Source organism: Streptomyces sp. NPDC104106 (assembly GCF_055584345.1).
In genome coordinates this window covers 1-21,101 of record NZ_JBVJMF010000023.1, presented here as the reverse complement: position 1 = coordinate 21,101, position 21,101 = coordinate 1, and the positions used below count along the sequence as shown (strand labels likewise).

The following is a 21,101-nucleotide window of genomic DNA, read 5'->3' as shown; positions in this document are numbered from 1 at the left end:
GTCACGTCAACTGCGGTGAGCGGGCCGGGAGTTCGCGCGCGGCAAGGGGTGCGGACCGCGCCAGTCGTACCCGACCGGTTCTGTAGTGCCCTGCTGCCACCATCGGCGGCAGACCCATACGACTGCACCCGGAGGGCGAATGTCTCGCGCCGAGGAAGCCACCGTAAGAAGTAAGCGGTTCCCGAAACCACCGGCGCGGGGTGGCGGCGACGCCGTCGACAGAATCCGGGGACTGCGCCGGACCGGGTTCCTCATCACGTTCATGCTCGGGGCGCTGTCCGCGGTGCCGCCGCTGTCGATGGACATGTACCTCCCGGCCCTCCCCGACGTCACCCGCACCCTGGGCTCGTCCGCCACGATGGGCCAGCTGACGCTGACCGCGTGCCTGACCGGCATGGCGCTCGGGCAACTGGTCGTCGGGCCGATGAGCGACCGGTGGGGCCGGCGCAGGCCGCTGCTGATCGGCCTGCTCGTCTATGTCATCGCGTCCGCGAGCTGTGCCGTGGCCCCGAACGTCGAGCTGCTGATCGGCTTCAGGCTGCTCCAGGGCCTGGCCGGCGCGGCCGGCATCGTCATCGCCCGTGCGGTGGTCCGCGACCTGTACGACGGCCTGGAGATGGCCCGGTTCTTCTCCACGCTGCTGCTGATATCCAGCCTCGCCCCGGTGCTCGCGCCCGTCCTCGGCGGGCAGGTGCTGCGGTTCACCGCCTGGCGGGGCGTCTTCCTCGTCCTCGCCGTGATCGGCGTCGCGCTCACCGCGATCGTCTGGCACCGGCTGCCCGAGACCCTGCCCGCCGAGCAGCGGCGCGGCGGCGGCGTGCTCGGGGCCCTGTTCATCATGCGCGGACTGGTCGCCGACCGGGTCTTCGGCGGGTACGTGATGGTGAACGGCTTCGCCTACGGCGCGCTGTTCTCGTACATCGCCGGATCACCGTTCGTCATCCAGGAGATCTACGGCGCCTCCCCGCAGACCTTCTCCCTGCTCTACGGCCTCAACTCGCTCGGCATGATGGTCGTCGGCCGGATCAACGGCAAGTTCCTCGTCGGCCGGGTCCGCCTGGACAAGGCGCTCGCGGCCGGGCTCGGCGCGATCGCCGTGGCCGGCACGGTACTGCTGCTCATCACGGGTGGCACCTTCGGCCACGCGGGGACCGTGCCGGTCGCCTGCTGCCTCTTCGTCATGATCTCGTCGCTGGGCCTGGTCCTGCCCAACACCAACGCCCTGGCCCTGATGCGCACCCCGCACGCCGCGGGTTCGGCCTCCGCCCTGGTGGGCACGTCGTGCTTCGCGACGGGCGCGGTCGCCACGCTGCTTGTCGGCATCGCCGGCAAGGGCACGGCGGTACCGATGGCCGCGGTCCAGACGGGCAGCGCACTGGCCGCGATCGCCTCCTTGATGGTGATGTGCCGTCCCTGGCAGCAGCAGCCGACGGCACGGGAAGCAGAGCAGCCGGCGGGGCAGGCGTGACCGACCGGCTGTGACGCCCCGCCCGATCGCCTCCGGCAACCGGCGGACGGACGGGGCCGCTGCCTGTCCCGGCCCGTGGACCGACCTGGTCGGGCGACGTGTCCCCACCGGGCGGGTCTCCAGGGGTGGCGGGGATCATCACGGTGGGGACCGGCGAGGCCGGTGACGGCTCCTCGTCCCGCGAGAAGAGGAAGGCGTCGTGCGGAGCACCCGTCCACCACGTCGCCGCGCACGGGCTACAGGTCGGTGAACGTGCGTATCCCGATCGTCGAACCCGTGCGCATGCCTGACACGCGCGCGTGTTGAGTGGCGGCGTCGAGATCGCCTTGGGCGAGTTGGGCGCGTGCGAGCCGCGTTGTGGTGACCGCACGAGAGCGGCGTATGTGCGGCCGCCGGGCGGACAGGCAGCGAGGACCGCGCCGGACGCCCTGCGGCGTACGGCGAGGACCGCCCCTTCTTCGGGGGTCCGAGGCGCTCGTCGACAGTGCACAGCGCACGGTCTGACGAGTGCGCGACGGCGCGTGTCGAGAGGTACCGGGACACCTGCTACGACCGGCCGGACGGGTCGCTGGAGAAGGCGGACCAGGAGCTTCGGGTGCGCACGGTGCACGGGGCGGACGGCACGCGGACGGTGCTGACGTTCAAGGACGCCGCGGTCGACGTGGCCTCCGGGTCCAGGCCCGAGCACGAGAGCGCCGTCGCGGATGCCGCCGGAACTACGGCTTCGAGGCCCCCGGCCGGCGGATGCCGGCGAGGCTCGTGCGGGTACCAGAGATCGACGGCACCTTCCTGGAAGTCGGGATCCTCGTCGGCGAAGACGCGGTAGGCGCCGCCCTGGAAGACATCCGTGCGGTTCTCGCCGACCTGGCCGAGGAGCTGAGGCGGGAGACCCACACGGGCGCCGCGGCGGCCCGGCGAAGGTGAGCAGAGCCGGACACGCGAAGACGCCCCTGCCCGGGCGGCCGGCCCGCGGCGACTGGGGTAACACCGTGGGCTGACCTGGGCCTTGGCGCGACCCTGCTGGTGGTCCAGCAGTCTCTCGACGAGGGTCCGCACAGCGCGCGCTACGAGGGCGATCCCCAACCGTTCGGCACCTGTGCGTATCCCCCCTTGCGGGATGGACCGCCGTTGGTTCCCACCATGTGCCCACCTCACCTCATCTTGTTGGGCCGGCACCGCCGGCGTCTCCGGCGACCCCCAGCGCCAGCCGGGGGATCCGAACGGGCCCGGCCTGCCCACTGATGAGGTGTGGCGCTTCGAGACCACGGACGTGGTGAGATCCCAGGTAGGGCGCGCGTGTCGTGACGTGGCGTTACGGGGGCGTGTTTCGGCTGACTCGCCGCAGGCACGTCCCCGGGGGCGTAGCCGTTGGGATCCTGCGGCCCAGGCCCCCGTGCCTCACCCCGCCGTCTCGCGTTCCGGGGGCAGGACCAGGGTCGGTTCGAGCACGACCCGGGGGGCCGGCGCGGGGTCGTGACGGACCCATGTCACCGCGTGCCGGGTGCCGCGCTGCTGACGCCAGTGGGCCTGGGCGACGACCACGGCGACGTACGGGATGGCGACCGCGCCCACCAGGGCGCAGACCGCGACGGCGGGCCAGTGGTTCCATGTCGCGGCCATCGTGACCACGCAGGCGGTGCGCACCAGCATGGCCGTCAGGTAGCGGCGCTGGCGGCCGCGCAGGTCGGTGGTCAGGCCGGTGCGGGCGCGGGTGATGGATGCGGCCGGGGGTGTGTCCCGGCGCCAGGGGGTTGTGCTCATCGGGCCCTCCGTGGACTCTCCGGAACAAGACGCCGGACAACCGGGTGGAAGAGGGGACGTGGGGCGGGCGGGAAGACGGCGGCGCGGGTGACCGTCCCCTGATCACCCGCGCCGCTGTCGGTGTCCCGGCCCTGTGCGCCGCACCGGGTCAGAGCAGTTCTTCGTCCGGCTCCCGTCCCTGCGCCGAGCGCTGGGCGCCGATCTGCGCGTGCCCGTCGGCCGGGCCCTGCCCGCCCAGCGCGGCGTGGCCGGCCGCCGAGTGGGCGAAGTGAGCCAGGGCCTCGCGCATCTCCTGCTCGGTCGGCTTGGCGACCTGGTTGCCGTACAGCCAGCGGCTGAGCTTGTAACGCAGCATCTCCTTGCGGAGGTTGGGGTTGGGGACGCCGTCGTGCTCCGCCCGCGGCGCCGGCAGCGGCTTGTAGTCCTTGCGGGCCAGCAGCGCGTACTCCCGCTGGCGGTCCAGGCGCTCGTGCACCTCGACGAACTCGCCGTGCGGCAGCCGCCTGATGCGGCCGGTCTCGCGGCCGTGCAGAAGCTTGTCGCGGTCGCGGCGGGCCAGGCCCAGGCAGATCCGCCGGGTGACGACGTACGCCACCACCGGGACCAGGAAGATACCGATCCGCACCGACCAGGTGATCTGGTTCAGCGACAGATGGAACTTCTCGGCCAGGACGTCGTTGGCGCCGCCGAAGAACAGCACCAGGTACAGGGAGACGAACGAGACGCCGAACGCCGTGCGCGTGGGGTGGTCCCGTGGCTTGTCCAGGAGGTGGTGTTCGCGGCGGTCCCCGGTGACCCAGGCCTCCAGGAACGGCCACAGGGCGATCACGGCCATCATCAGCGTGGGCAGGACGACGGCGGGGATGACCACACCGAGGTTGACGGTGTGCCCGGCGACCGTGAACTCCCAGGCGGGCATGGCCCGCAGGGCGCCTTCGAGGAAGCCCATGTACCAGTCGGGCTGAGAGCCCTGGGAGATCTGGTCGGGCCGGTAGGGACCATATGTCCACACCGGGTTGATCTGGGCGATGCCCGCCAGCAGGCACAGCACGCCGGCGATGATGAAGAAGAAGCCGCCGGCCTTGGCCGTGTAGTGCGGCATCAGGGGCTGGCCGACCACGTTGTTCTCGGTGCGCGCCGGGCCCCGGAACTGCGTGTGCTTGTGGTAGAAGACCAGGATCAGGTGCACGGTCAGCAGCGCCACGACGATGCCCGGGATCAGCAGGATGTGGAAGCTGTAGAACCGGCCGATCACGTTGTGGCCCGGGAACTCACCGCCGAACAGGAACATCGTCAGGTACGTTCCGACCAGCGGGATCGCGAGCGTAACGCCCTCGGCGATGCGCAGGCCGGTGCCGGAGAGCAGGTCGTCGGGGAGCGAGTAGCCGACGAAGCCCTCCAGGGTGACGAGGACCAGCATCACGAAGCCGATGAGCCAGTTGACCTCGCGCGGCTTGCGGAACGAGCCGGTGAGGAAGTGGCGCAGCGTGTGGATGCACAGCGCGCCGATCATGGTGAGTGCCGACCAGTGGTGCAGCTGGCGGACGAACAGACCGCCGCGCACCTCGAAGCTGATGTGGACGGTCGAGGAGTAGGCCTGGGACATCTGCACGCCCTGAAGCGGAACGTACGAGCCGTGGTAGACCGTCTCCGACATGCTCGGATCGAAGAAGAACGTCAGCCAGATTCCGGTCAGCAACAGGACCACGAAGCTGTAGAGCGCTATCTCGCCGAACATGAACGACCAGTGTTCGGGAAACACCTTCCGGATCAGGAACCGGAAGTTGTAGATGCCGAGCCGCCCGTCCATCCAGTCGGCGATACGTTCGCCTTTCGGAACCTCGGTCCGGGCACTCGGTGGCGCCGTTTCGGTCGTGCTCATACCCGCGCACCCTCCCCTCGCCGCTCGGCCGTCACCGGCACATCCGGACCGGCCGGGAAACGGCCGGAGATCGGGGTGACCTGCCGCGGCGCAAGCAGGTCCGTGCCTTCGAGCAGCTGGAACGCTATCGACGCCTCACGCGCCTCCACAACCGCCTTTGAGTCTAAGTCCAGGCCCAACTCAAGCAATCCTTGAGCGATTTTCGAGCGACGGGAGCGGAATCGGATCTTCACCTGTCTCAACTGGGCGGGATTCGCCGACTCGTTACCTACGCGAAACGACCGCGTACCGGGCAAGTCGACTCCCGCAGACGCCAGTTGATCTGCCTTTGTCATGCGTGCAGAGTAGGGCCGCGCACTTTCCGTTGTGCGGGCGGGTATGCCGTGCGGCTCCCATTTCGCAATCCGGTGGCTTACGGCCGGTGGCGGTCGCCGGCCGGGGCCGTGGCCGTCCACCCGGCGGACGGTCCGCTCGTGCCGCCCCGGCGGGCAGAGCCCCTGGCGTCGGCGGCGGGCCGCTCCGAGCCGGCGGAGCTCCGGCGGCACGCGGCCGCGCCGTGGGTGGTGCTGGGCGGGGCCGCCGGCACCGGGCAGCGCGGGCCGCGCAGCGCGGCGCACAGCACCGAGGGACGCAGCGCCGCGGCGGGCACGGCCGCGGAGTGCATGAGGTCCAGCAACAGGGCCGCCGCGGCCGGGTGGGTGGTCGCCGCGGCCGCGATGCGGGCGGCGTAGCGTCCGCCGAGCCGGTCGCGCAGTCCGGCGCCCGGCTCCGGGCGTCCGTGCGCGGCGCGCTGCGCGAGGGTGCTGCTGCGCCAGGCGGGCGCCAGCCGGTGGGCGATGGCCCGGCGTAACCGGTAGCCGAGGCCGGCCGCGGTGCCGTGGCTCGCCAGCATGTGGTCCAGGACGAGGGCGCACTGCACGGCGACCGTCATGCCCTGCCCGTGGGCCGGGTCCAGCGCGGCCCAGGCGTCGCCGACGACGAGGAAGCCGTCAGGCCAGCGGCGCAGCTTCTCGTAGTGGCGCCAGCGGCTGCCGGTGGGCGCGCAGGAGTAGACGGGGCCGAGCGGGGTGGCGGCCTGGAGGACGTCGCGCAGCAGCGGGTGGCGCAGGGCGCCGGCCGCCTCCAGCAGCCCCGCGTGGCCGGCGGGCGGGCGGCCGCCGGCGCCGGTGGTGACCGACACCGACCAGCGGCCGCCCTCGACCGGGTGGAGCACGCCGTGGGCGGGATGGCCGGGCGCGGGCATCAGCAGCAGCGACTTCCAGTCGGCGACATGGCCGAGGGGGGGTGCATACAGGGCGGTGGCGACGGCGGTGCGAGGCTCGGCCGCCGTCTCCCGCGGCGGTTCGTAACCGAGTTCGGCGAGCCACTGGGGCGCGCGCGAGCCGCGTCCGGTGGCGTCGACCACGAAGTCGGCCGCGAGCACGCCGGGGTCCGTCCAGCCGCCGGGTGCCGTACGGTCCCGGCGGCGCACCCGGACACCCCTGACGGTGTCGTTGCGGTCCGGCTCCAGCGCGACCGCCTCGTGCTGTTGGAGAAAGGTCACCTTGGGGTCGGCGCGCAGCCGGTCGCGTACGACGGCGTCGATCAGGTCACGGCCGGCGCTCAGCAGCACCGGCCCCGGCGGCCGCGCACCGGCCCGGGGCAGCCAGCCGCCCGGGCCGAGCAGCAGCATGTCCTCGGGCAACCGCACCCGTACCGCCCCGGCGCCGGCCAGTTCCCGGCCGATGCCGGGGAACAGTTCCTCCAGTCCCTGCTGGGCGGCCGCGTCGAGGGTGTGGGTGTGCCGGGCCTGGGGAACGCCCCGGCGCCGCCCGGGGCCGCGGGGCACCCAGTCGCGTTCGAGCACGGTGACCCGGTCCATGAAGTTGGCCAGGGCCCGTGCCGCGGTGAGCCCGGCGAGACTCGATCCGATGACCACGGCGTGCCCGTGGCCGGCCTGCGCATTGAGAGCCAACTCCCCCACCCTCCCCGAGCGTTGTGCTTGCATCATGCGGGCACCGATGGCCCGGAGGGCAGGGCTCCGAGCGGCCCGGAAGAGGCCTTCGAGAGGTGCTCAAGCCGGTCTTGAGGACGAGCGCGGCGCGGGCGCGCGGTCGGCCGCGCCGAGTGCCCGGTCGACCAGGGGGCCGGCCATGCCCGTATAGCCGTCCGGTTCGAGCAGGGCGGCCGCCTCGCCGGGCTGGAGCACCCCGTCGAGCTGCGGGAGTCCGGCCAGCACGGCGGCCAGCGGCCGCCCGGTCGAGGCGGCCAGCGCCGAGGCCCGGGTCAGCAGGTCTCTGGCCGCCGTCCGGCCGATCCGGGGCGCGAGCACGGCCGAGATCCGTTCGGACACCAGTTGGCCGCCCGTCGCGGCGAGGTTGGCCCGCATCCGCTGCGGGTGCACGGTGAGGCCCCGGGCCAGTTCCACTGCGGTGTGCGCGGCGCCGCCGGTGAGCCGCAGGGCCTCGCGCAGCGGCTGCCACTCGGCGTGCCACATCCCGGCCGAGCGCTCGTCCTCGGTGGGCAGACACTGCATGAGTACGGCGGCCAGGGAGGGTACTTGCAGCGCGGCGGAGCGGATCAGTGTGGCGAGCACGGGGTTGCGCTTGTGCGGCATCGCGGAGGAGGCGCCCCGCCCGGCGACGCGGGGTTCGGCCACCTCGCCGGTCTCGGTGCGGGCGAGCACCAGCACGTCGGCGGCGATCTTGCCGAGGGCGCCCGTCGTATGGGCGAGGGCGGCCCCGAGGTCGGCGACGGGGGTGCGCAGCGCGTGCCAGGGCAGCACCGGCACGGCGAGGCCCGTCTCGGCGGCGAAGGCGGCACCGAGGTCGTCGAGGACGACGGCGGGGTCGGCTCCCTGTGGCGCGTACTGGAGATAGCCGGCGAGCGTGCCGGCCGCGCCGCCGAGCGCCACCGGGAGCCCGCCGTCGGCGACGCGCTCCAGCCGCTCGGCCGCGTCCAGGACCAGCTGCCGCCATCCGGCCGCCTTGAGCCCGAACGTGGTGGGAACGGCGTGCAGGGCGAGGGTGCGGCCCGCCATCACGGTGTCGCGGTGCCGGGCGGCGAGGTCCCCGAGGGCGTCGGCGACGTCCCGCAGGTCGGCGGTGATCAGGCGCAGCGCGCGGGCCGCCACCAGCATCGCGCCGGTGTCGAAGACGTCCTGGCTGGTGGAGCCGCGGTGCACGTACTCGGCGGCGTCCGGGCAGCGCTCGGCGACCACCGCGGTCAGCGCCTTGACCAGGCCGACGACGGGGTTCGCGGTCTCCCGGGCAGCGAGGGCGAGTTCGCGCACGTCGAGCAGGTCGGCGCGGGCGGCGGCCGTGATGGCCTCGGCCGCCGGTGCGGGGACCGTGCCGCAGCGGGCCTGGGCGCGGGCCAGGGCCGCCTCGGCGTCGAGCATCGCCTGGAGCCAGGCGCGGTCACCGACGGCCTCCTCGACGGGGGTGCCCGCCCGCACCGGGGAGAGCAGGCCCGCGTCGAGGTGAGCGGGCAGGGCGCCGGGCAGGGCGGAGTGCCGGGGGGAGGTCATGCGCCCGCCTCCACGCTCGCGGGGACGGCCGCGCGCAGCGGGGCGGCGCCGGCCTCGTCAACGGCGAGGACCGCCGCCGCGATGGCGTCGGAGTCCTCCAGGGTCACGGAGCCGACGCCGGGCCTGATCCCGGCGGCGGTCACCCAGTGCACGGACTCGGTGGGCACGCCGTAGGCGAAGCGTCTCGGGTGCGGTACGCCGCGGGCGTCGATCAGGTGGTACGGCCGCTCGGTCACGGCCAGCCCGCCGGTCTCGTAGTCCTCGCCGGGCTCCGCCGTCCCGGCGGGGATGCGGTACGGGCGGCACTGCCCGGTGCGCAGCAGCTGGGTCATCACGGGGTCGGCGCTGCGGCGCAGGTCGATCTCGGGCAGCCGGGCCTCGATGAGGACCGCGGCCCGGACGCGGACGTCCGGGATCTCGCCGGAGGTACCGGTGAAGCAGGGGCCGAGCGGGTCGTCCTCGCTGGTGTCCACCCGCAGGTCCGGACCGGTGACGTCCAGGATCCCGGCGTCGATGAGCGCGGCCATCTCCTCGATGCGGGAGGCGGGCGGGCCGATGGACAGGTAGGCGTTGAGCGGGGTGTACCAGTGGTCGAGGTCGTCGCGGTGGGAGGCGGCGGTCAGGCCGGCGTGGTCGACGGCGAGCCGCAGCTCGTTGCGCAGGTCGCGCAGGACGTCGAGGGCGGCCTTGACCGGTCCGCTGACGTTGCCCTGGCGGGCCAGGCGGACGTCCTCGTCCAGGTGGCCGCGCAGCCAGCCGCGGAAGGCGGCGAGGTCCTCGAAGACGCGGCTGCCGTAGGGGCGGGCGACGCGCTCCCAGTCCCAGCGTTCGGCCGGGTCGATCCCGGCCGTGTCGAGCAGCAGTTCCTCGGCCGGGCCGGGCTCGGCCGCCAGGTAGCGCTCGGCGAACTCCTCGGTGGCCGCGGGGGATGCGCCGCGCCGGGCGAGCAGGGCGGTGTAGTAGACGACGCAGACCTCCTTGGAGATGAGCGGCCACAGGTCGGTGGTGAAGTCGATGGCTCCGCTGCGCCGGTTCCCGGCACGCAGCGACGCGATGTATCCGGCGGTCAGCAGGCGCGGGCGGTGCCGGCCGTGGGCGCCCTTCTGGTTCTCGCCGCGCGCCTGGTACGGCACCCCGCGCCGGGACCCCGCGTACAGGCGCGGCTCGCGGCCCGAGGGCCGGTAGACCAGGCGGCCGCCGACGCGGGTGAAGCGGCCGCCCCGGCCGCGGGTGAACAGCGCCATGTAGTCGAAGAAGTTGAGGCCGAGCCCGCGCAGCAGCACGCTCTGGCCGGGGCGGACCGCCGACAGGTCCACGTCCGCCGGGTTCGAGGGGGCGATGTACGTCAGCCCGTGCCGGTCGGCGAAGTCGGCCAGCCGCCGTTCGGTGCTCGAGGGCCGGACCGGCACGTGGCCCTGGGCGAGGACGACGGCGGACAACCCGGTCAGCCGGGTGCCGTCCTCCAGGACGACGGTCTGCGCCCCCGCGGCCCCGCGCGTGTCGTCGGCGTCCTGGAGGGCGACGGCGCGTACGGCGTGGGTGCGTACCGTGACATGGGCGGCGGCGTTCGCGACGACCCGGTGGAACGCCCAGGTCAGATAGGAGCCGTAGAGGGCACGGGTGGGGTAGGTGTCGGGGCCCAGGGCGCGGGCCTCGGTGAGGACCTGCTCGCCGAGGCCGCCCTCGGGTGCCGCTTCGAGGGTGCCCGACGCCAGGGCCTTGGCCCACTGGTACAGGCTCGGCCCCTCCTCCAGCGGGCCGTCGATGCGGACGCTGGCGTCGGTGTAGACCGTCACCTGGGAGGCGACGGTGTTCATCAGCAGGTGCCGGGACTGGGTCGGGCGCCACACCCGCCCCGAGCCCGGCGGGTCGGGGTCGACGACATGCACGGTGACGCTGTCCCAGCGGGGCGACTTGCGTTCGTGCGCGCAGAGCCGCTCCAGTACGGAAAGGCCCCGGGGTCCGGCGCCGACGAGACACACCTCCAGGTGTGCCGGCGTGTTCAGCTGATGGGCCGTCAGTATCGGCGGCTCCGCAGGGAGTTCGGCGCTCACTGCGCGAGCGCCTGCGTGCGTACCGTCCACAGTTCCTCCTCTTCGTCCGGCAACCGTCGGCGCACCCGCTCAATCAGGACTCGCTTTCCGGTGGAAGCGCTCTGGAAGTGCCGGTAGGGGCCTTCGGCGGAGGGCGGCCCCCGAACGCGGCTGTATCAGGACTCGAGTCGGCGGTCGGGTAATAGGACTGTTCGCCCGGAGGTGAGACGCCTCGTGAAGGAGCTTTCGATGAAGTCTCAGCCCTGTCCGAGAAGCCACCCTCAGGAAAGCCGCGCCGCCGCCGGATCCGTTCTGTGCGTTCCCTGCGTCACGCAGGTGCGCAACAGCCTTCTCGCGCTTCCCGGGCTGCACCAGGAATGCCTGCACCAGGTCTCGCCGACAGGCCGGCGCATGAATCCGACCAAGGTCTCCGGCAGTCGCAGCAGGGACCATCTGGACATCGCCGCGCTGGACGCCCGGCACAACATTCTGACGATTCTTGACTCCTGGTCGGAAATGGTGGCAGAAAAGCTCGGGACTTCCGCCCCGCCGCGTACGGTCCTGTCGTTGGCGCGTTTCCTCACGGTGCATCTGGAGTGGCTCGCCGGGCAGCCTGCGGCGGTCGACTTCGCGGACGAGATCGAGGCTCTCGTCGTCGAGTTGCGGCAGACCATCGACCCCGACCCCAACCCTCTCCACACGCTCGTGCGCAGCTGTGTCGTGGACGACTGCCCCGGCACGATCAGCGCCGCGCCGCAGCGTGGCGCGGGCACGGGTGCCGGCGCGGGTGTGGGCGTGGGCAGCATCACCTGCTCGTCAGGACATTCGTGGGAGGTGTGCGAGTGGCTGAGTCTCAGGAAGCTCATGGAGCGGCAGCGAAGGGGGGTCAACGCATGATCAGGCCACCGAGCCACCGGCTCGTCCCCACCAAGGTGGCGGCGCTCGCCGTAGGGGTGTCCGAGGCGACGATCCGCAAATGGGTGAGCCGCGGGAAGATCACCCGCTACGGCGGCCCGCACCGCCGCTCGGAGTTCGACATCGAGGAACTGACGGAAATAGCGCTGCGGCGCCGGGACTGACCGGCGCGCGCCCTGCGGAAAGCCGCCCCCGGTGGGGGCGGCTTTCGGCGTTCTCACCGCGCCCTCTTTCCGAGACTCTCGGCATCCGCTCGAATTCCCCTGGAACCGCTCTGGAACTGCCGTGGAATCCCGCTCGGTCGACCCGGTGCGGTATTGGCGCGGCGCCGTATCCGTGTCACTATCTACCCACGTCTACCCTGCCCGAAATCATGTCGAGGCAGTGGATCGCGTCTCTCCTCGCACCACATCTCCTCGCAGATCCGCGCAGATCTCCTTGCCACATCTTCCGGGCACGTCCCGGTGCACCTCCCGGTGCACCTCTTTCCTGCTCTTTCCTGCACGAAAAGACATAGGGAGCTGAGTGCGTTGACTCTACCGACCTCAGCGGAGGGGGTATCAGAAAGCCGCCGGGTCCGCTCGGTCGGCATCGGTCGCGCCCACGCCAAGGCCATCCTGCTGGGGGAGCACGCGGTCGTCTACGGAGCCCCCGCGCTCGCCGTCCCGATTCCGCAGCTGACGGTCACGGCGAGCGCCGGGCGGTCCTCGCTCGCCTCGGACCGCCACGACGACCTGTCGTACACGATGACCGGCTCCCCCTCGCGGGCCCTGGTCACCCAGGCCTCCGACGGTACGCGCAAGCTGGCCGCGGAGTTCAAGGCGCGCATGGGCGTGGCCGGCCGGACGCATCTCGATGTGATCCTGGACGGCGCGATCCCGCCTGGCCGCGGGCTCGGGTCCAGCGCGGCCAGCTCGCGCGCCATCGCCTTCGCCCTCGCCGACCTCTTCGGCCGTGAACTGACCGAGACCACCGCGTTCGAGCTGGTGCAGATCGCCGAGAACATGGCGCACGGCCGGGCCAGCGGCGTCGACGCGATGACCGTCGGCGCCTCCCGCCCGCTGCTGTTCCAGGCGGGCCGGACCGAGGAGCTGACGGTCGGCTGCGACGGGCTGTTCATCGTCGCCGACAGCGGCCGGCTGGGCAGCACCCGGGAGGCCGTCGAGCTGCTGCGTGACGGCTTTCGCCGGCACGCCGGAGCGCAGGAGAGGTTCGTGGAGCGTGCCACGGACCTGACCGAGGGCGCCCGGCAGGCGCTCTCCGACGGCAAGCCCGAGGAGGTCGGCTGGCGGATGACGGAGTATCACGCCCTGCTGCGTGCCGGCCGGCTGAGCACCGACCTGATCGACGCGCTGGTCGACGCCGCGCTGCTGGCCGGCAGTTTCGGCGCCAAGATCACCGGCGGTGGTCTGGGCGGCTGCGTGATCGCGCTGGCCCCGCCGGAGCGGGCCCGGGAGGTCACCCGGCGGCTGCACGAGGCAGGCGCCGTACAGACGTGGGTCGTACCGCTGAAAGGGCTCGACAACCATGCGCCGTGAACCATCGACCACCCTGCCGCGACCGCGGAGGACCGCACAGGGCGCCACCGCGGTCGCGCACCCGAACATCGCGCTGATCAAGTACTGGGGCAAGCGCGACGAACGCTTGATCCTGCCGTGGACCGACAGCCTGTCGTTGACGCTGGACGTCTTCCCGACGACCACCGAGGTGCGCCTCGACGCCGACGCCGAGCGCGACACGGTGACACTCGACGGCGAGCCCGCGACGGGTGAGGCGGGCCGGCGTGTCACCGCGTTCCTGGAACTGGTGCGGGAGCGGTCCGGGCTGACGCAGCGGGCCGTCGTGGACACCCGCAACACCGTGCCCACCGGGGCCGGCCTCGCGTCCTCGGCGAGCGGGTTCGCCGCACTGGCCGTGGCCGCCGCGGCCGCCTACGGCCTCGTCCTGGACGCCACCGAGCTGTCCCGGCTGGCCCGGCGCGGCTCCGGGTCGGCCTCGCGGTCCGTCTTCGGCGGCTTCGCCGTCTGGCACGCCGGACCGCGGGGCGCCACCGGCGCCGAGGCGGACCTCGGCTCCTACGCCGAGCCGGTGCCAGCGGCGGACATCGACCCGGCGCTGGTCATCGCGGTGGTCAACGCCGGACCGAAGGAGGTCTCCAGCCGGGAGGCCATGCGCCGTACCGTCGACACCTCGCCGCTGTACCGGCCGTGGGCCGCCTCCAGCGAGGACGACCTCGTGGACATGCGGGCGGCACTGGAGCGCGGCGACCTGGCGGCGGTCGGCGAGATCGCCGAGCGCAACGCACTCGGGATGCACGCGACGATGCTGGCGGCGCGGCCCGCGGTGCGCTACCTGTCCTCGGCCACGGTCGCCGTCCTCGACCGCGTGCTCCAGCTGCGCAAGGACTCGGTCGCGGCCTACGCGACCATGGACGCCGGCCCCAACGTGAAGGTGCTGTGCCACCGCGCCGACGCCGAGCGGGTGGCCGCCGCCCTCCGTGAGGCCGTACCCGACGGCAGGGTGCTGGTCGCCGGGCCCGGACCCGGCGCCCGGCTGCTGGACGAGGGCGGACGATGACCGGGCGGCGCACGGTGGTCCGGCACGCGCCGGGCAAGCTGTTCATCGCGGGCGAGTACGCGGTGGTGGACCCGGGCAACCCCGCGATCCTGGTGGCCGTCGACCGGCACGTCACCGTCGCCGTCTCCGGCGTCGGCCCGGACCCGGACGGCTCCGGGGCGGCCGGCGAGGCCGGCTCAGGCGGGCCCGACGTCGTGGTCTCCAGCGACCTCCGCCCGCGCACGGTGGCCTTTCGCCGGCACGAGGGCCGTCTGGTGGTGTGCGGCCCGGACGACGACGGCCGGGCACGCGGCGCGCTGGCCCATGTGGTGTCGGCGATCGAGAGCGTGGACCGGCTGCTGGCCGAACGCGGGCTGCCCCGGCCCGCGCTGACCGTCTCGATCAGCAGCCGGCTCCACGACAACGGCAGGAAGTACGGCCTCGGCTCCAGCGGCGCGGTGACCGTGGCGACCGTCGGGGCCGTGGCGTCGTACTGCGGCCTGGAGTTGTCCCGCGACGAGCGGTACCGGCTGGCCATGCTGGCCACCGCGCGGCTCGACCCCAGGGCCTCGGGCGGCGACCTGGCCGCCAGCACCTGGGGCGGCTGGATCGCCTACCGGGCGCCCGACCGGGCCTTCGTGCTCGACCTGGCCCGGCGCGTCGGCATCGACCGGACCATCGGCGCGCCCTGGCCGGGCCACTCGGTGCGCCGGCTGCCCGCGCCCGCGGGCCTCACGCTGGAGGTCGGCTGGACGGGGGAGCCCGTCTCCACCGCGTCCCTCGTCTCCGGCCTGCACAAGAAGGCCTGGCGGGGCAGCGCCTCGCACCACAGGTTCGTCGAGACCTCGGCGCGCCTGGTGGGCGCCGCCGTCGACGCGCTGGAGTCCGGCGACCGCGAGGCCCTGCGGGACCGCATCCGTGCGGCCCGCCAGGAGTTGGCCCGCCTCGACGACGAGGTCGGGCTCGGTGTCTTCACCCCCAGACTCACCCGGCTCTGCGACGCCGCCGAGGCCGTCGGCGGCGCGGCCAAGCCCTCCGGGGCGGGGGGCGGCGACTGCGGTATCGCCCTGCTCGACGCGGAGGCGGCACACGACATCTCCCATGTACGGCAACGGTGGGTCACGGCCGGGGTGCTGCCCCTGCCTCTTCGTCCCGCCCTGGAAGGGATCGAGGAATGAGCGCTCAACGCAAGGACGACCACGTCCGGCTGGCCATCGAGCAGCAGGACACGCCCCGCGGGGTCAACCAGTTCGACGAGGTGTCGTTCGTACACCACGCCCTGGCCGGCATCGACCGCGAGAGCGTGTCGCTGAGCACGACGTTCGCCGGCATCTCCTGGCCGGTGCCCGTCTACATCAATGCGATGACCGGCGGCAGTGAGAAGACCGGCATCATCAACCGGGACCTGGCCATCGCCGCCCGGGAGACCGGGGTGCCGATCGCCTCGGGCTCCATGAACGCCTACCTCAAGGACCCCTCGTGCGCCGGCACGTTCAGCGTGCTGCGCGAGCAGAACCCGCACGGGTACATCATGGCCAACGTCAACGCGAACGCGACGGTCGAGAACGCCTGGCGCGCCATCGAGCTGATCCGGGCCGACGCCCTGCAGATCCACGTCAACACCGCGCAGGAGACCGCGATGCCGGAAGGCGACCGGTCGTTCTCCCACTGGGCCGGGCAGATCGAGAAGATCGCGGCGGCCGTCGACATCCCCGTCATCGTCAAGGAGGTCGGCAACGGCCTGAGCCGGCAGACCGTCGAGGCCGTGAAGGGACTCGGGGTCCGCGTGGCCGACGTCAGCGGCCGCGGCGGCACCGACTTCGCCCGCATCGAGAACGGCCGCAGGGCACTGGGCGAGTACGCCTTCCTGCACGGCTGGGGCCAGTCCGCACCCGCCTGTCTGCTGGACGCGCAGGACGCCGGCCTGCCGCTGCTCGCCTCCGGCGGGGTCCGCGGCCCGCTCGACGTCGCCCGCGCCCTGGCCCTCGGCGCGCACGGCGTCGGCGCCTCCGGCGGCTTCCTGCGCACCCTGCTCGACGGCGGCGTCGACGCGCTGATCGCCCAGCTCACCACCTGGCTGGACCAGTTGGCCGCGCTCCAGACCATGCTCGGCGCCCGCACCCCCGCCGACCTGCGCCACTGCGACGTACTGATCCACGGTTCGCTGCGGGACTTCTGTGCCGACCGGGGCATCGACACCGGCCCGCTCGCCCGGCGTTCGCAGGCGGCCGGGAGCCCCCACACCGCGAAGGGAAGCACCCGATGACCGACACACACGCCATAGCAGGTGTCCCGATGCGCTGGGTGGGCCCCCTTCGCATTTCCGGCAACGTCGCCGAGACCGAGACCCAGGTACCGCTCGCCACCTACGAGTCGCCGCTGTGGCCGTCTGTCGGCCGGGGCGCGAAGGTCTCCCGGCTGGCCGACAAGGGCATCGTCGCCACCCTCGTGGACGAGCGGATGACGCGTTCGGTGCTGGTGGAGGCCACCGACGCGCTGACCGCGCTGACGGCCGCGCGGACCATCGAGGCCCGCGTCGACGAGCTGCGCGAGGTGGTGCGCGGTTGCAGCCGCTTCGCCGAGCTGATCGGCATCCGGCACGAGATCAACGCCAACCTGCTGTTCATCCGCTTTGAGTTCCGCACCGGCGACGCCTCCGGCCACAACATGGCCACCCTCGCCTCCGACGTGCTGCTGAAGCACCTGCTGCAGACGGTGCCGGGCATCTCCTACGCGTCGATCTCCGGCAACTACTGCACGGACAAGAAGGCCACCGCGATCAACGGCATCCTCGGCCGGGGCAAGAACGTGGTCACCGAGCTGCTGGTGCCGCGTGACGTGGTCGAGAACGTCCTGCACACCACGGCCGCCAGGATCGTCGAGCTGAACATCCGCAAGAACCTGCTCGGCACCCTGCTCGCCGGCGGCATCCGCTCGGCCAACGCGCACTTCGCGAACATGCTGCTCGGTTTCTACCTGGCCACCGGCCAGGACGCGGCCAACATCGTCGAGGGCTCCCAGGGCGTGGTGATGGCCGAGGACCGCGACGGCGACCTGTACTTCGCCTGCACCCTGCCGAACCTGGTCGTCGGCACGGTCGGCAACGGCAAGGGCCTGGGCTTCGTGGAGACGAACCTGACCCGGCTCGGCTGCCGGGCCGACCGCGCGCCCGGCGAGAACGCCCGCCGGCTCGCCGTCATCGCGGCGGCGACCGTGCTGTGCGGCGAACTCTCCCTGCTCGCGGCGCAGACGAACCCCGGCGAACTCATGCGCGCACACGTCCAGCTGGAACGCGACAACACGACCGCAAAGGTTGGTGCATAGGGCATGTCCATATCCATCGGAATCCACGACCTGTCGTTCGCCACGGGAGAGTTCGTCCTGCCGCACACCGCGCTCGCCGCGCACAACGGCACGGAGATCGGCAAGTACCACATCGGCATCGGCCAGGAGTCGATGAGCGTCACCGCCGCCGACGAGGACATCGTGACGCTGGCCGCCACGGCCGCCGCGCCGATCGTCGCCCGGCACGGCACCGACCGCATCCGCACGGTCGTCTTCGCGACCGAGTCCTCCATCGACCAGGCCAAGGCGGCGGGCATCTACGTCCACTCGCTGATCGGTCTGCCCTCGGCCACCCGGGTGGTGGAGCTGAAGCAGGCCTGCTACGGCGCCACCGCCGCCCTCCAGTTCGCCATCGGCCTGGTGCGGCGCGACCCCGCGCAGCAGGTCCTGGTGATCGCCAGCGACGTCTCCAAGTACGACCTGGACAGCCCCGGCGAGGCCACCCAGGGCGCGGCCGCCGTCGCCATGCTGGTCGGTGTCGACCCCGCGCTGGTGCGCATCGAGGACCCCTCCGGACTGTTCACCGCCGACGTCATGGACTTCTGGCGGCCGAACTACCGGGACGCGGCCCTGGTCGACGGCCAGGAGTCCATCGGCGCCTACCTCCAGGCCGTCGAGGGCACCTGGAAGGACTACCAGGAGCAGGGCGGGCGCCCACTGGAGGAGTTCGCCGCGTTCTGCTACCACCAGCCGTTCACCAAGATGGCCTACAAGGCCCACAGCCACCTGCTGAACTTCAACGGCTACGACACCGACAAGGAGGCCGTCGCGGCCGCGCTCGGGCAGACCACCGCCTACAACCGGGTGATCGGCAACAGCTACACCGCGTCGGTCTACCTCGGCCTCGCCGCGCTCCTCGACCAGGCCGACGACCTGACCGGCCGGTCCATCGGCTTCCTCAGCTACGGCTCGGGCTCGGTCGCCGAGTTCTTCGCCGGGACCGTCGTCGCCGGCTACCGGCAGCACCTGCGCACCGAGGCCAACCGCACGGCGATCGAGCGGCGCAGGCCCGTGGGCTACGCCGAGTACCGCGCCCTGCACGAGCACAAGCTGCCGTCCGACGGCGGCGACCACGCCAACCCGGCCCAGACCACCGGACCGTACCGGCTGGCGGGGATCAGCGGGCACAAGCGGATCTACGAAAAGCGCTGACGCCTCCATCGGCCGGGCCGCGGCGGCCGAGGCGGTCCCGCGCCCTTCGGGGCGCGGGGCGCCGGGACCGGCCGGCCGCGCCACCACACACACTTCACTGTGAGGGGAGGTCATCCGTCATGGATGACGCCATGATCCTCGGTACGGGCAGCCCCATACGCGATGTCAGGATCCTCGGCACGGGAGCCTACGTGCCGCGGCGGATCGTCTCGAACGACGAGGTCGGCGCGCCGGCCGGAGTCGACGACGCCTGGATCACCCGCAAGACCGCGATCAGGCAGCGCCGCTGGGCCGCCGCCGAGGAGGCCACGTCGGACCTGGCGACGGCGGCGGCGCGGGCCGCGATGAAGGCGGCCGGCATCACCGCCGAGCAGCTGTCCGTGATCGCGGTCGCCACGTCCACGCCGGACCGGCCGCAGCCGCCGACGGCCGCCTACGTCCAGCAGAACCTCGGCGCCTCCGGCACCGCGGCGTTCGACGTCAACGCGGTGTGTTCCGGCACCGTGTTCGCGCTGTCCGCCGTCGGCAGCGTGATCCTGCGCCGGGGCGGTTACGCGCTGGTCATCGGCGCGGACGTGTACTCGCGCATCCTGGACCCGGCCGACCGCAAGACGGTGATCCTGTTCGGCGACGGCGCCGGCGCGATGGTCCTCGGCCCCACCACCCGCGGCCCGGTCGTACGGCATGTCGCCCTGCAGACGTTCGGCGAGCTGTCGAGCCTGATCCGGGTGCCGGCGGGCGGCAGCCGGCAGCCCCTCGACCAGGCCGGTCTCAACGCCGGGCTCCAGTACTTCGCGATGGACGGGCGCGAGGTGCGCCGCTTCGTCGTGGAGCACCTGCCGCAGCTGGTCAAGGGATTCCTGCACGAGGCGGGGGTCGAGGCCGCCGACGTCAGCCATTTCGTGCCGCACCAGGCCAACGGCGTCATGCTCGACGAGGTCTTCGACGCCCTGGCCCTGCCCCGCGCCACCATGCACCGGACGGTGGAGCACTACGCCAACACGGGAGCCGCCTCCATCCCGATCACCCTGGACGCGGCCGCCCGGGCGGGTGCCTTCCGGCCGGGTGAGCTGATTCTGCTGGCCGGCTTCGGCGGCGGCATGGCCGCGAGTTTCGCCCTGGTCGAGTGGTGACGGGGCGGCCACCGGGCCGCCCCGCCCCCGAACTGCACTCATCGAAAAGGTTGCACCCATGTCCCTCGTTCTCGACCCCGCGGCCCAGGACCTGCTGTTCCGCGAGGCCCGCACCCCGCAGACCTTCACCGACGAGCCGGTGACCGACGAGCAGATCCAGGCGGTCTACGACCTGGTGAAGTACGGTCCGACCGCCTTCAACCAGAGCCCGCTGCGCATCACCCTGGTCCGCTCCCGCGAGGCCCGCGAGCGGCTGGTGAAGCACATGGCCCCGGCCAACCAGGCCAAGACGCTCACCGCCCCGCTGGCGGCGATCCTGTCCACGGACAACGAGTTCCACGAGGAGCTGCCCAGACTGCTCCCGGCCTTCCCGCAGGCGAAGGACGTGTTCTTCGCCGAGCGACCGGTCCGCGAGCGATCCGCCCAGCTCAACGGCACCCTGCAGGCCGCGTACTTCATCATCGGCGTCCGCGCCGCCGGCCTCGCGGCCGGACCGATGAACGGCTTCGACTACCCCGCGGTGCAGGCGGAGTTCCTGGACGAGGACCACACGCCGCTGATCGTCGTCAACATCGGCCGGCCCGGCCCCGGCGCCTGGGGCGAGCGCGCCCCGCGTCTCGCCCTCGACGAGGTCGTCCGGACCGTGTGACGGATCGGGTGCCGGCCGCCCGGCCGGCACCCGGCCCACCGGCGGGCCCAGGGAGTGTCAGCCGCCGTCGGAAGACTGGCGTTCGGCGTACGACGCGGGCCACAGCTCGCGCAGCAGCCGCAGCTCCTCCTCGGACAGCGGTACGTCCTCGCGCAACCGCTCGGGATGGGCGGGCGGCGGCCCACCGGGCCGCTGCCGCGGCTCCCGCTCCTGGCCCGCGAGGTGGACGAAGGGGTCGTGTCCGGCCCCGAAGGCCACCAGGGACACCCAGAGCCGTCGTACGAGATAGTCCGCCAGCGACCGCCGACCGCCCCGCAGCAGTCTCTTCTTCATGTTCGCCCCCTTGGTCCCTTCGCTCGTAGCCTCCTCCACAGATTCCCAAGGTCCGCTCGCGGCCCAGTGGAGAACGGCCTCCGCCGGGCCGCGGGTACAGCGGGTCAGTCCATGCCCCGCACGACATGGGGCTCCCACAGCTCGTCCTCGTCGAACCCGGCGAGCCGCAGCGGCGGGGCCGCCGGAAAAGCACCCCGCAGCCCGTCCCGCAGCCTGTTGTCCTCCTCTGTCTCCCCGGTGTCGTTCACCTGCTCCTCCTGATGGTTCCTCGTCAGTAGCGGTAGTGGTCCGGCTTGAACGGGCCGTCGACCTCGACACCGATGTACGCGGCCTGCTCCGGGCGCAGCTTGGTGAGCTTCACGCCGA

General features: G+C 72.7%; 21 protein-coding genes. 12 read left to right on the top strand and 9 right to left on the bottom strand.

What is annotated here, in order from left to right; all coding sequences use genetic code 11:
* The first annotated feature begins 139 nt into the window (after positions 1-139).
* Both ACZ60X_RS36850 and ACZ60X_RS36845 read left to right on the top strand, forming a co-directional pair.
* The gene (locus ACZ60X_RS36850; RefSeq protein WP_469608312.1) at positions 140-1,468 is read left to right on the top strand and encodes a multidrug effflux MFS transporter; all 1,329 of its coding nucleotides are present in this window, start codon (positions 140-142) and stop codon (positions 1,466-1,468) included.
* 484 nt (positions 1,469-1,952) lie between these two features.
* The gene (locus ACZ60X_RS36845) at positions 1,953-2,294 is read left to right on the top strand and encodes a CYTH domain-containing protein (protein ID WP_469608309.1); all 342 of its coding nucleotides are present in this window, start codon (positions 1,953-1,955) and stop codon (positions 2,292-2,294) included.
* A gap of 572 nt (positions 2,295-2,866) precedes the next feature.
* Here the strand turns inward: ACZ60X_RS36845 and ACZ60X_RS36840 are convergent.
* The 6 genes from ACZ60X_RS36840 to ACZ60X_RS36815 all read right to left on the bottom strand — a co-directional run bounded on the left by ACZ60X_RS36840 (position 2,867) and on the right by ACZ60X_RS36815 (position 10,625).
* The gene (locus ACZ60X_RS36840) at positions 2,867-3,229 is read right to left on the bottom strand and encodes a DUF3099 domain-containing protein (RefSeq protein WP_469608306.1); all 363 of its coding nucleotides are present in this window, start codon (positions 3,227-3,229) and stop codon (positions 2,867-2,869) included.
* A 148-nt stretch (positions 3,230-3,377) separates the two neighbouring features.
* A complete protein-coding gene (gene qcrB, locus ACZ60X_RS36835) occupies positions 3,378-5,111 on the bottom strand; it encodes a cytochrome bc1 complex cytochrome b subunit (protein WP_469608303.1) in 1,734 nt (577 codons plus the stop codon).
* Positions 5,108-5,446, bottom strand: a complete 339-nt coding sequence (locus tag ACZ60X_RS36830) for a hypothetical protein (RefSeq protein WP_469608298.1) — start codon at positions 5,444-5,446, stop codon at positions 5,108-5,110. The genes qcrB and ACZ60X_RS36830 overlap by 4 nt, the downstream gene beginning before the upstream one ends.
* A gap of 77 nt (positions 5,447-5,523) precedes the next feature.
* Positions 5,524-7,065, bottom strand: coding sequence for an NAD(P)/FAD-dependent oxidoreductase (locus ACZ60X_RS36825; protein ID WP_469608296.1), 1,542 nt, complete (start codon positions 7,063-7,065; stop codon positions 5,524-5,526).
* A gap of 99 nt (positions 7,066-7,164) precedes the next feature.
* Positions 7,165-8,619, bottom strand: a complete 1,455-nt coding sequence (locus ACZ60X_RS36820) for a nitrosuccinate lyase (protein WP_469608294.1) — start codon at positions 8,617-8,619, stop codon at positions 7,165-7,167.
* Positions 8,616-10,625 (bottom strand): FAD/NAD(P)-binding protein, encoded by a 2,010-nt coding sequence (locus ACZ60X_RS36815; protein ID WP_469608588.1) that lies wholly within the window; start codon positions 10,623-10,625, stop codon positions 8,616-8,618. The genes ACZ60X_RS36820 and ACZ60X_RS36815 overlap by 4 nt, the downstream gene beginning before the upstream one ends.
* Positions 10,626-10,901: 276 nt before the next feature.
* On the opposite strand from ACZ60X_RS36815, the gene ACZ60X_RS36810 reads away from it, so the two are divergent.
* The 10 genes from ACZ60X_RS36810 (at position 10,902) to ACZ60X_RS36765 (ending at position 20,402) form a co-directional block, all read left to right on the top strand.
* On the top strand, positions 10,902-11,549 hold the full coding sequence (locus ACZ60X_RS36810; protein WP_469608292.1) for a hypothetical protein: 648 nt from the start codon (positions 10,902-10,904) through the stop codon (positions 11,547-11,549).
* Entirely contained in the window at positions 11,546-11,731 is a 186-nt protein-coding gene (locus ACZ60X_RS36805) for a MerR family transcriptional regulator (RefSeq protein WP_469608288.1), read from the top strand. The genes ACZ60X_RS36810 and ACZ60X_RS36805 overlap by 4 nt, the downstream gene beginning before the upstream one ends.
* 366 nt (positions 11,732-12,097) lie before the next feature.
* Positions 12,098-13,105 carry a mevalonate kinase gene (mvk, locus tag ACZ60X_RS36800; protein ID WP_469608286.1) on the top strand — a complete coding sequence of 336 codons (1,008 nt, stop codon included), beginning with the start codon at positions 12,098-12,100 and terminating at the stop codon, positions 13,103-13,105.
* Positions 13,095-14,144, top strand: a complete 1,050-nt coding sequence (gene mvaD / locus ACZ60X_RS36795) for a diphosphomevalonate decarboxylase (protein WP_469608283.1) — start codon at positions 13,095-13,097, stop codon at positions 14,142-14,144. Before mvk ends, mvaD begins: the two co-directional genes overlap by 11 nt.
* On the top strand, positions 14,141-15,301 hold the full coding sequence (locus tag ACZ60X_RS36790) for a phosphomevalonate kinase (protein WP_469608280.1): 1,161 nt from the start codon (positions 14,141-14,143) through the stop codon (positions 15,299-15,301). Before mvaD ends, ACZ60X_RS36790 begins: the two co-directional genes overlap by 4 nt.
* The gene (gene fni / locus ACZ60X_RS36785; RefSeq protein WP_469608277.1) at positions 15,298-16,389 is read left to right on the top strand and encodes a type 2 isopentenyl-diphosphate Delta-isomerase; all 1,092 of its coding nucleotides are present in this window, start codon (positions 15,298-15,300) and stop codon (positions 16,387-16,389) included. The genes ACZ60X_RS36790 and fni overlap by 4 nt, the downstream gene beginning before the upstream one ends.
* Positions 16,386-17,447 carry a hydroxymethylglutaryl-CoA reductase gene (locus tag ACZ60X_RS36780; RefSeq protein WP_469608275.1) on the top strand — a complete coding sequence of 354 codons (1,062 nt, stop codon included), beginning with the start codon at positions 16,386-16,388 and terminating at the stop codon, positions 17,445-17,447. Before fni ends, ACZ60X_RS36780 begins: the two co-directional genes overlap by 4 nt.
* 3 nt (positions 17,448-17,450) lie before the next feature.
* Positions 17,451-18,620, top strand: a complete 1,170-nt coding sequence (locus tag ACZ60X_RS36775) for a hydroxymethylglutaryl-CoA synthase (RefSeq protein WP_469608273.1) — start codon at positions 17,451-17,453, stop codon at positions 18,618-18,620.
* 119 nt (positions 18,621-18,739) lie between these two features.
* Positions 18,740-19,753 (top strand): 3-oxoacyl-ACP synthase III family protein, encoded by a 1,014-nt coding sequence (locus ACZ60X_RS36770; RefSeq protein WP_469608270.1) that lies wholly within the window; start codon positions 18,740-18,742, stop codon positions 19,751-19,753.
* 58 nt (positions 19,754-19,811) lie between these two features.
* A complete protein-coding gene (locus ACZ60X_RS36765) occupies positions 19,812-20,402 on the top strand; it encodes a malonic semialdehyde reductase (protein ID WP_469608268.1) in 591 nt (196 codons plus the stop codon).
* A gap of 57 nt (positions 20,403-20,459) precedes the next feature.
* Here the strand turns inward: ACZ60X_RS36765 and ACZ60X_RS36760 are convergent, their stop codons facing one another.
* The 3 genes from ACZ60X_RS36760 to ACZ60X_RS36750 form a co-directional block, all read right to left on the bottom strand.
* Positions 20,460-20,735, bottom strand: a complete 276-nt coding sequence (locus ACZ60X_RS36760) for a DUF6059 family protein (protein ID WP_469608266.1) — start codon at positions 20,733-20,735, stop codon at positions 20,460-20,462.
* A gap of 104 nt (positions 20,736-20,839) precedes the next feature.
* A complete protein-coding gene (locus ACZ60X_RS36755) occupies positions 20,840-20,983 on the bottom strand; it encodes a hypothetical protein (RefSeq protein WP_469608264.1) in 144 nt (47 codons plus the stop codon).
* A 23-nt stretch (positions 20,984-21,006) separates the two neighbouring features.
* Positions 21,007-21,101 (bottom strand): adenosylhomocysteinase (locus ACZ60X_RS36750; protein ID WP_469608585.1); only part of this gene is annotated, 95 nt, incomplete at its 5' end.

What these genes read in the sequence shown, in the direction of transcription:
- ACZ60X_RS36850 (WP_469608312.1), top strand. Translation starts at nt 140, where the DNA reads ATGTCTCGCGCCGAGGAAGCCACCGTAAGAAGTAAGCGGTTCCCGAAA.
- ACZ60X_RS36840 (WP_469608306.1), bottom strand. Translation starts at nt 3,229, where the DNA reads ATGAGCACAACCCCCTGGCGCCGGGACACACCCCCGGCCGCATCCATC.
- qcrB (WP_469608303.1), bottom strand. Translation starts at nt 5,111, where the DNA reads ATGAGCACGACCGAAACGGCGCCACCGAGTGCCCGGACCGAGGTTCCG.
- ACZ60X_RS36830 (WP_469608298.1), bottom strand. Translation starts at nt 5,446, where the DNA reads ATGACAAAGGCAGATCAACTGGCGTCTGCGGGAGTCGACTTGCCCGGT.
- ACZ60X_RS36820 (WP_469608294.1), bottom strand. Translation starts at nt 8,619, where the DNA reads ATGACCTCCCCCCGGCACTCCGCCCTGCCCGGCGCCCTGCCCGCTCAC.
- ACZ60X_RS36810 (WP_469608292.1), top strand. Translation starts at nt 10,902, where the DNA reads ATGAAGTCTCAGCCCTGTCCGAGAAGCCACCCTCAGGAAAGCCGCGCC.
- ACZ60X_RS36805 (WP_469608288.1), top strand. Translation starts at nt 11,546, where the DNA reads ATGATCAGGCCACCGAGCCACCGGCTCGTCCCCACCAAGGTGGCGGCG.
- mvaD (WP_469608283.1), top strand. Translation starts at nt 13,095, where the DNA reads ATGCGCCGTGAACCATCGACCACCCTGCCGCGACCGCGGAGGACCGCA.
- ACZ60X_RS36790 (WP_469608280.1), top strand. Translation starts at nt 14,141, where the DNA reads ATGACCGGGCGGCGCACGGTGGTCCGGCACGCGCCGGGCAAGCTGTTC.
- fni (WP_469608277.1), top strand. Translation starts at nt 15,298, where the DNA reads ATGAGCGCTCAACGCAAGGACGACCACGTCCGGCTGGCCATCGAGCAG.
- ACZ60X_RS36780 (WP_469608275.1), top strand. Translation starts at nt 16,386, where the DNA reads ATGACCGACACACACGCCATAGCAGGTGTCCCGATGCGCTGGGTGGGC.
- ACZ60X_RS36775 (WP_469608273.1), top strand. Translation starts at nt 17,451, where the DNA reads ATGTCCATATCCATCGGAATCCACGACCTGTCGTTCGCCACGGGAGAG.
- ACZ60X_RS36770 (WP_469608270.1), top strand. Translation starts at nt 18,740, where the DNA reads ATGGATGACGCCATGATCCTCGGTACGGGCAGCCCCATACGCGATGTC.
- ACZ60X_RS36765 (WP_469608268.1), top strand. Translation starts at nt 19,812, where the DNA reads ATGTCCCTCGTTCTCGACCCCGCGGCCCAGGACCTGCTGTTCCGCGAG.
- ACZ60X_RS36760 (WP_469608266.1), bottom strand. Translation starts at nt 20,735, where the DNA reads ATGAAGAAGAGACTGCTGCGGGGCGGTCGGCGGTCGCTGGCGGACTAT.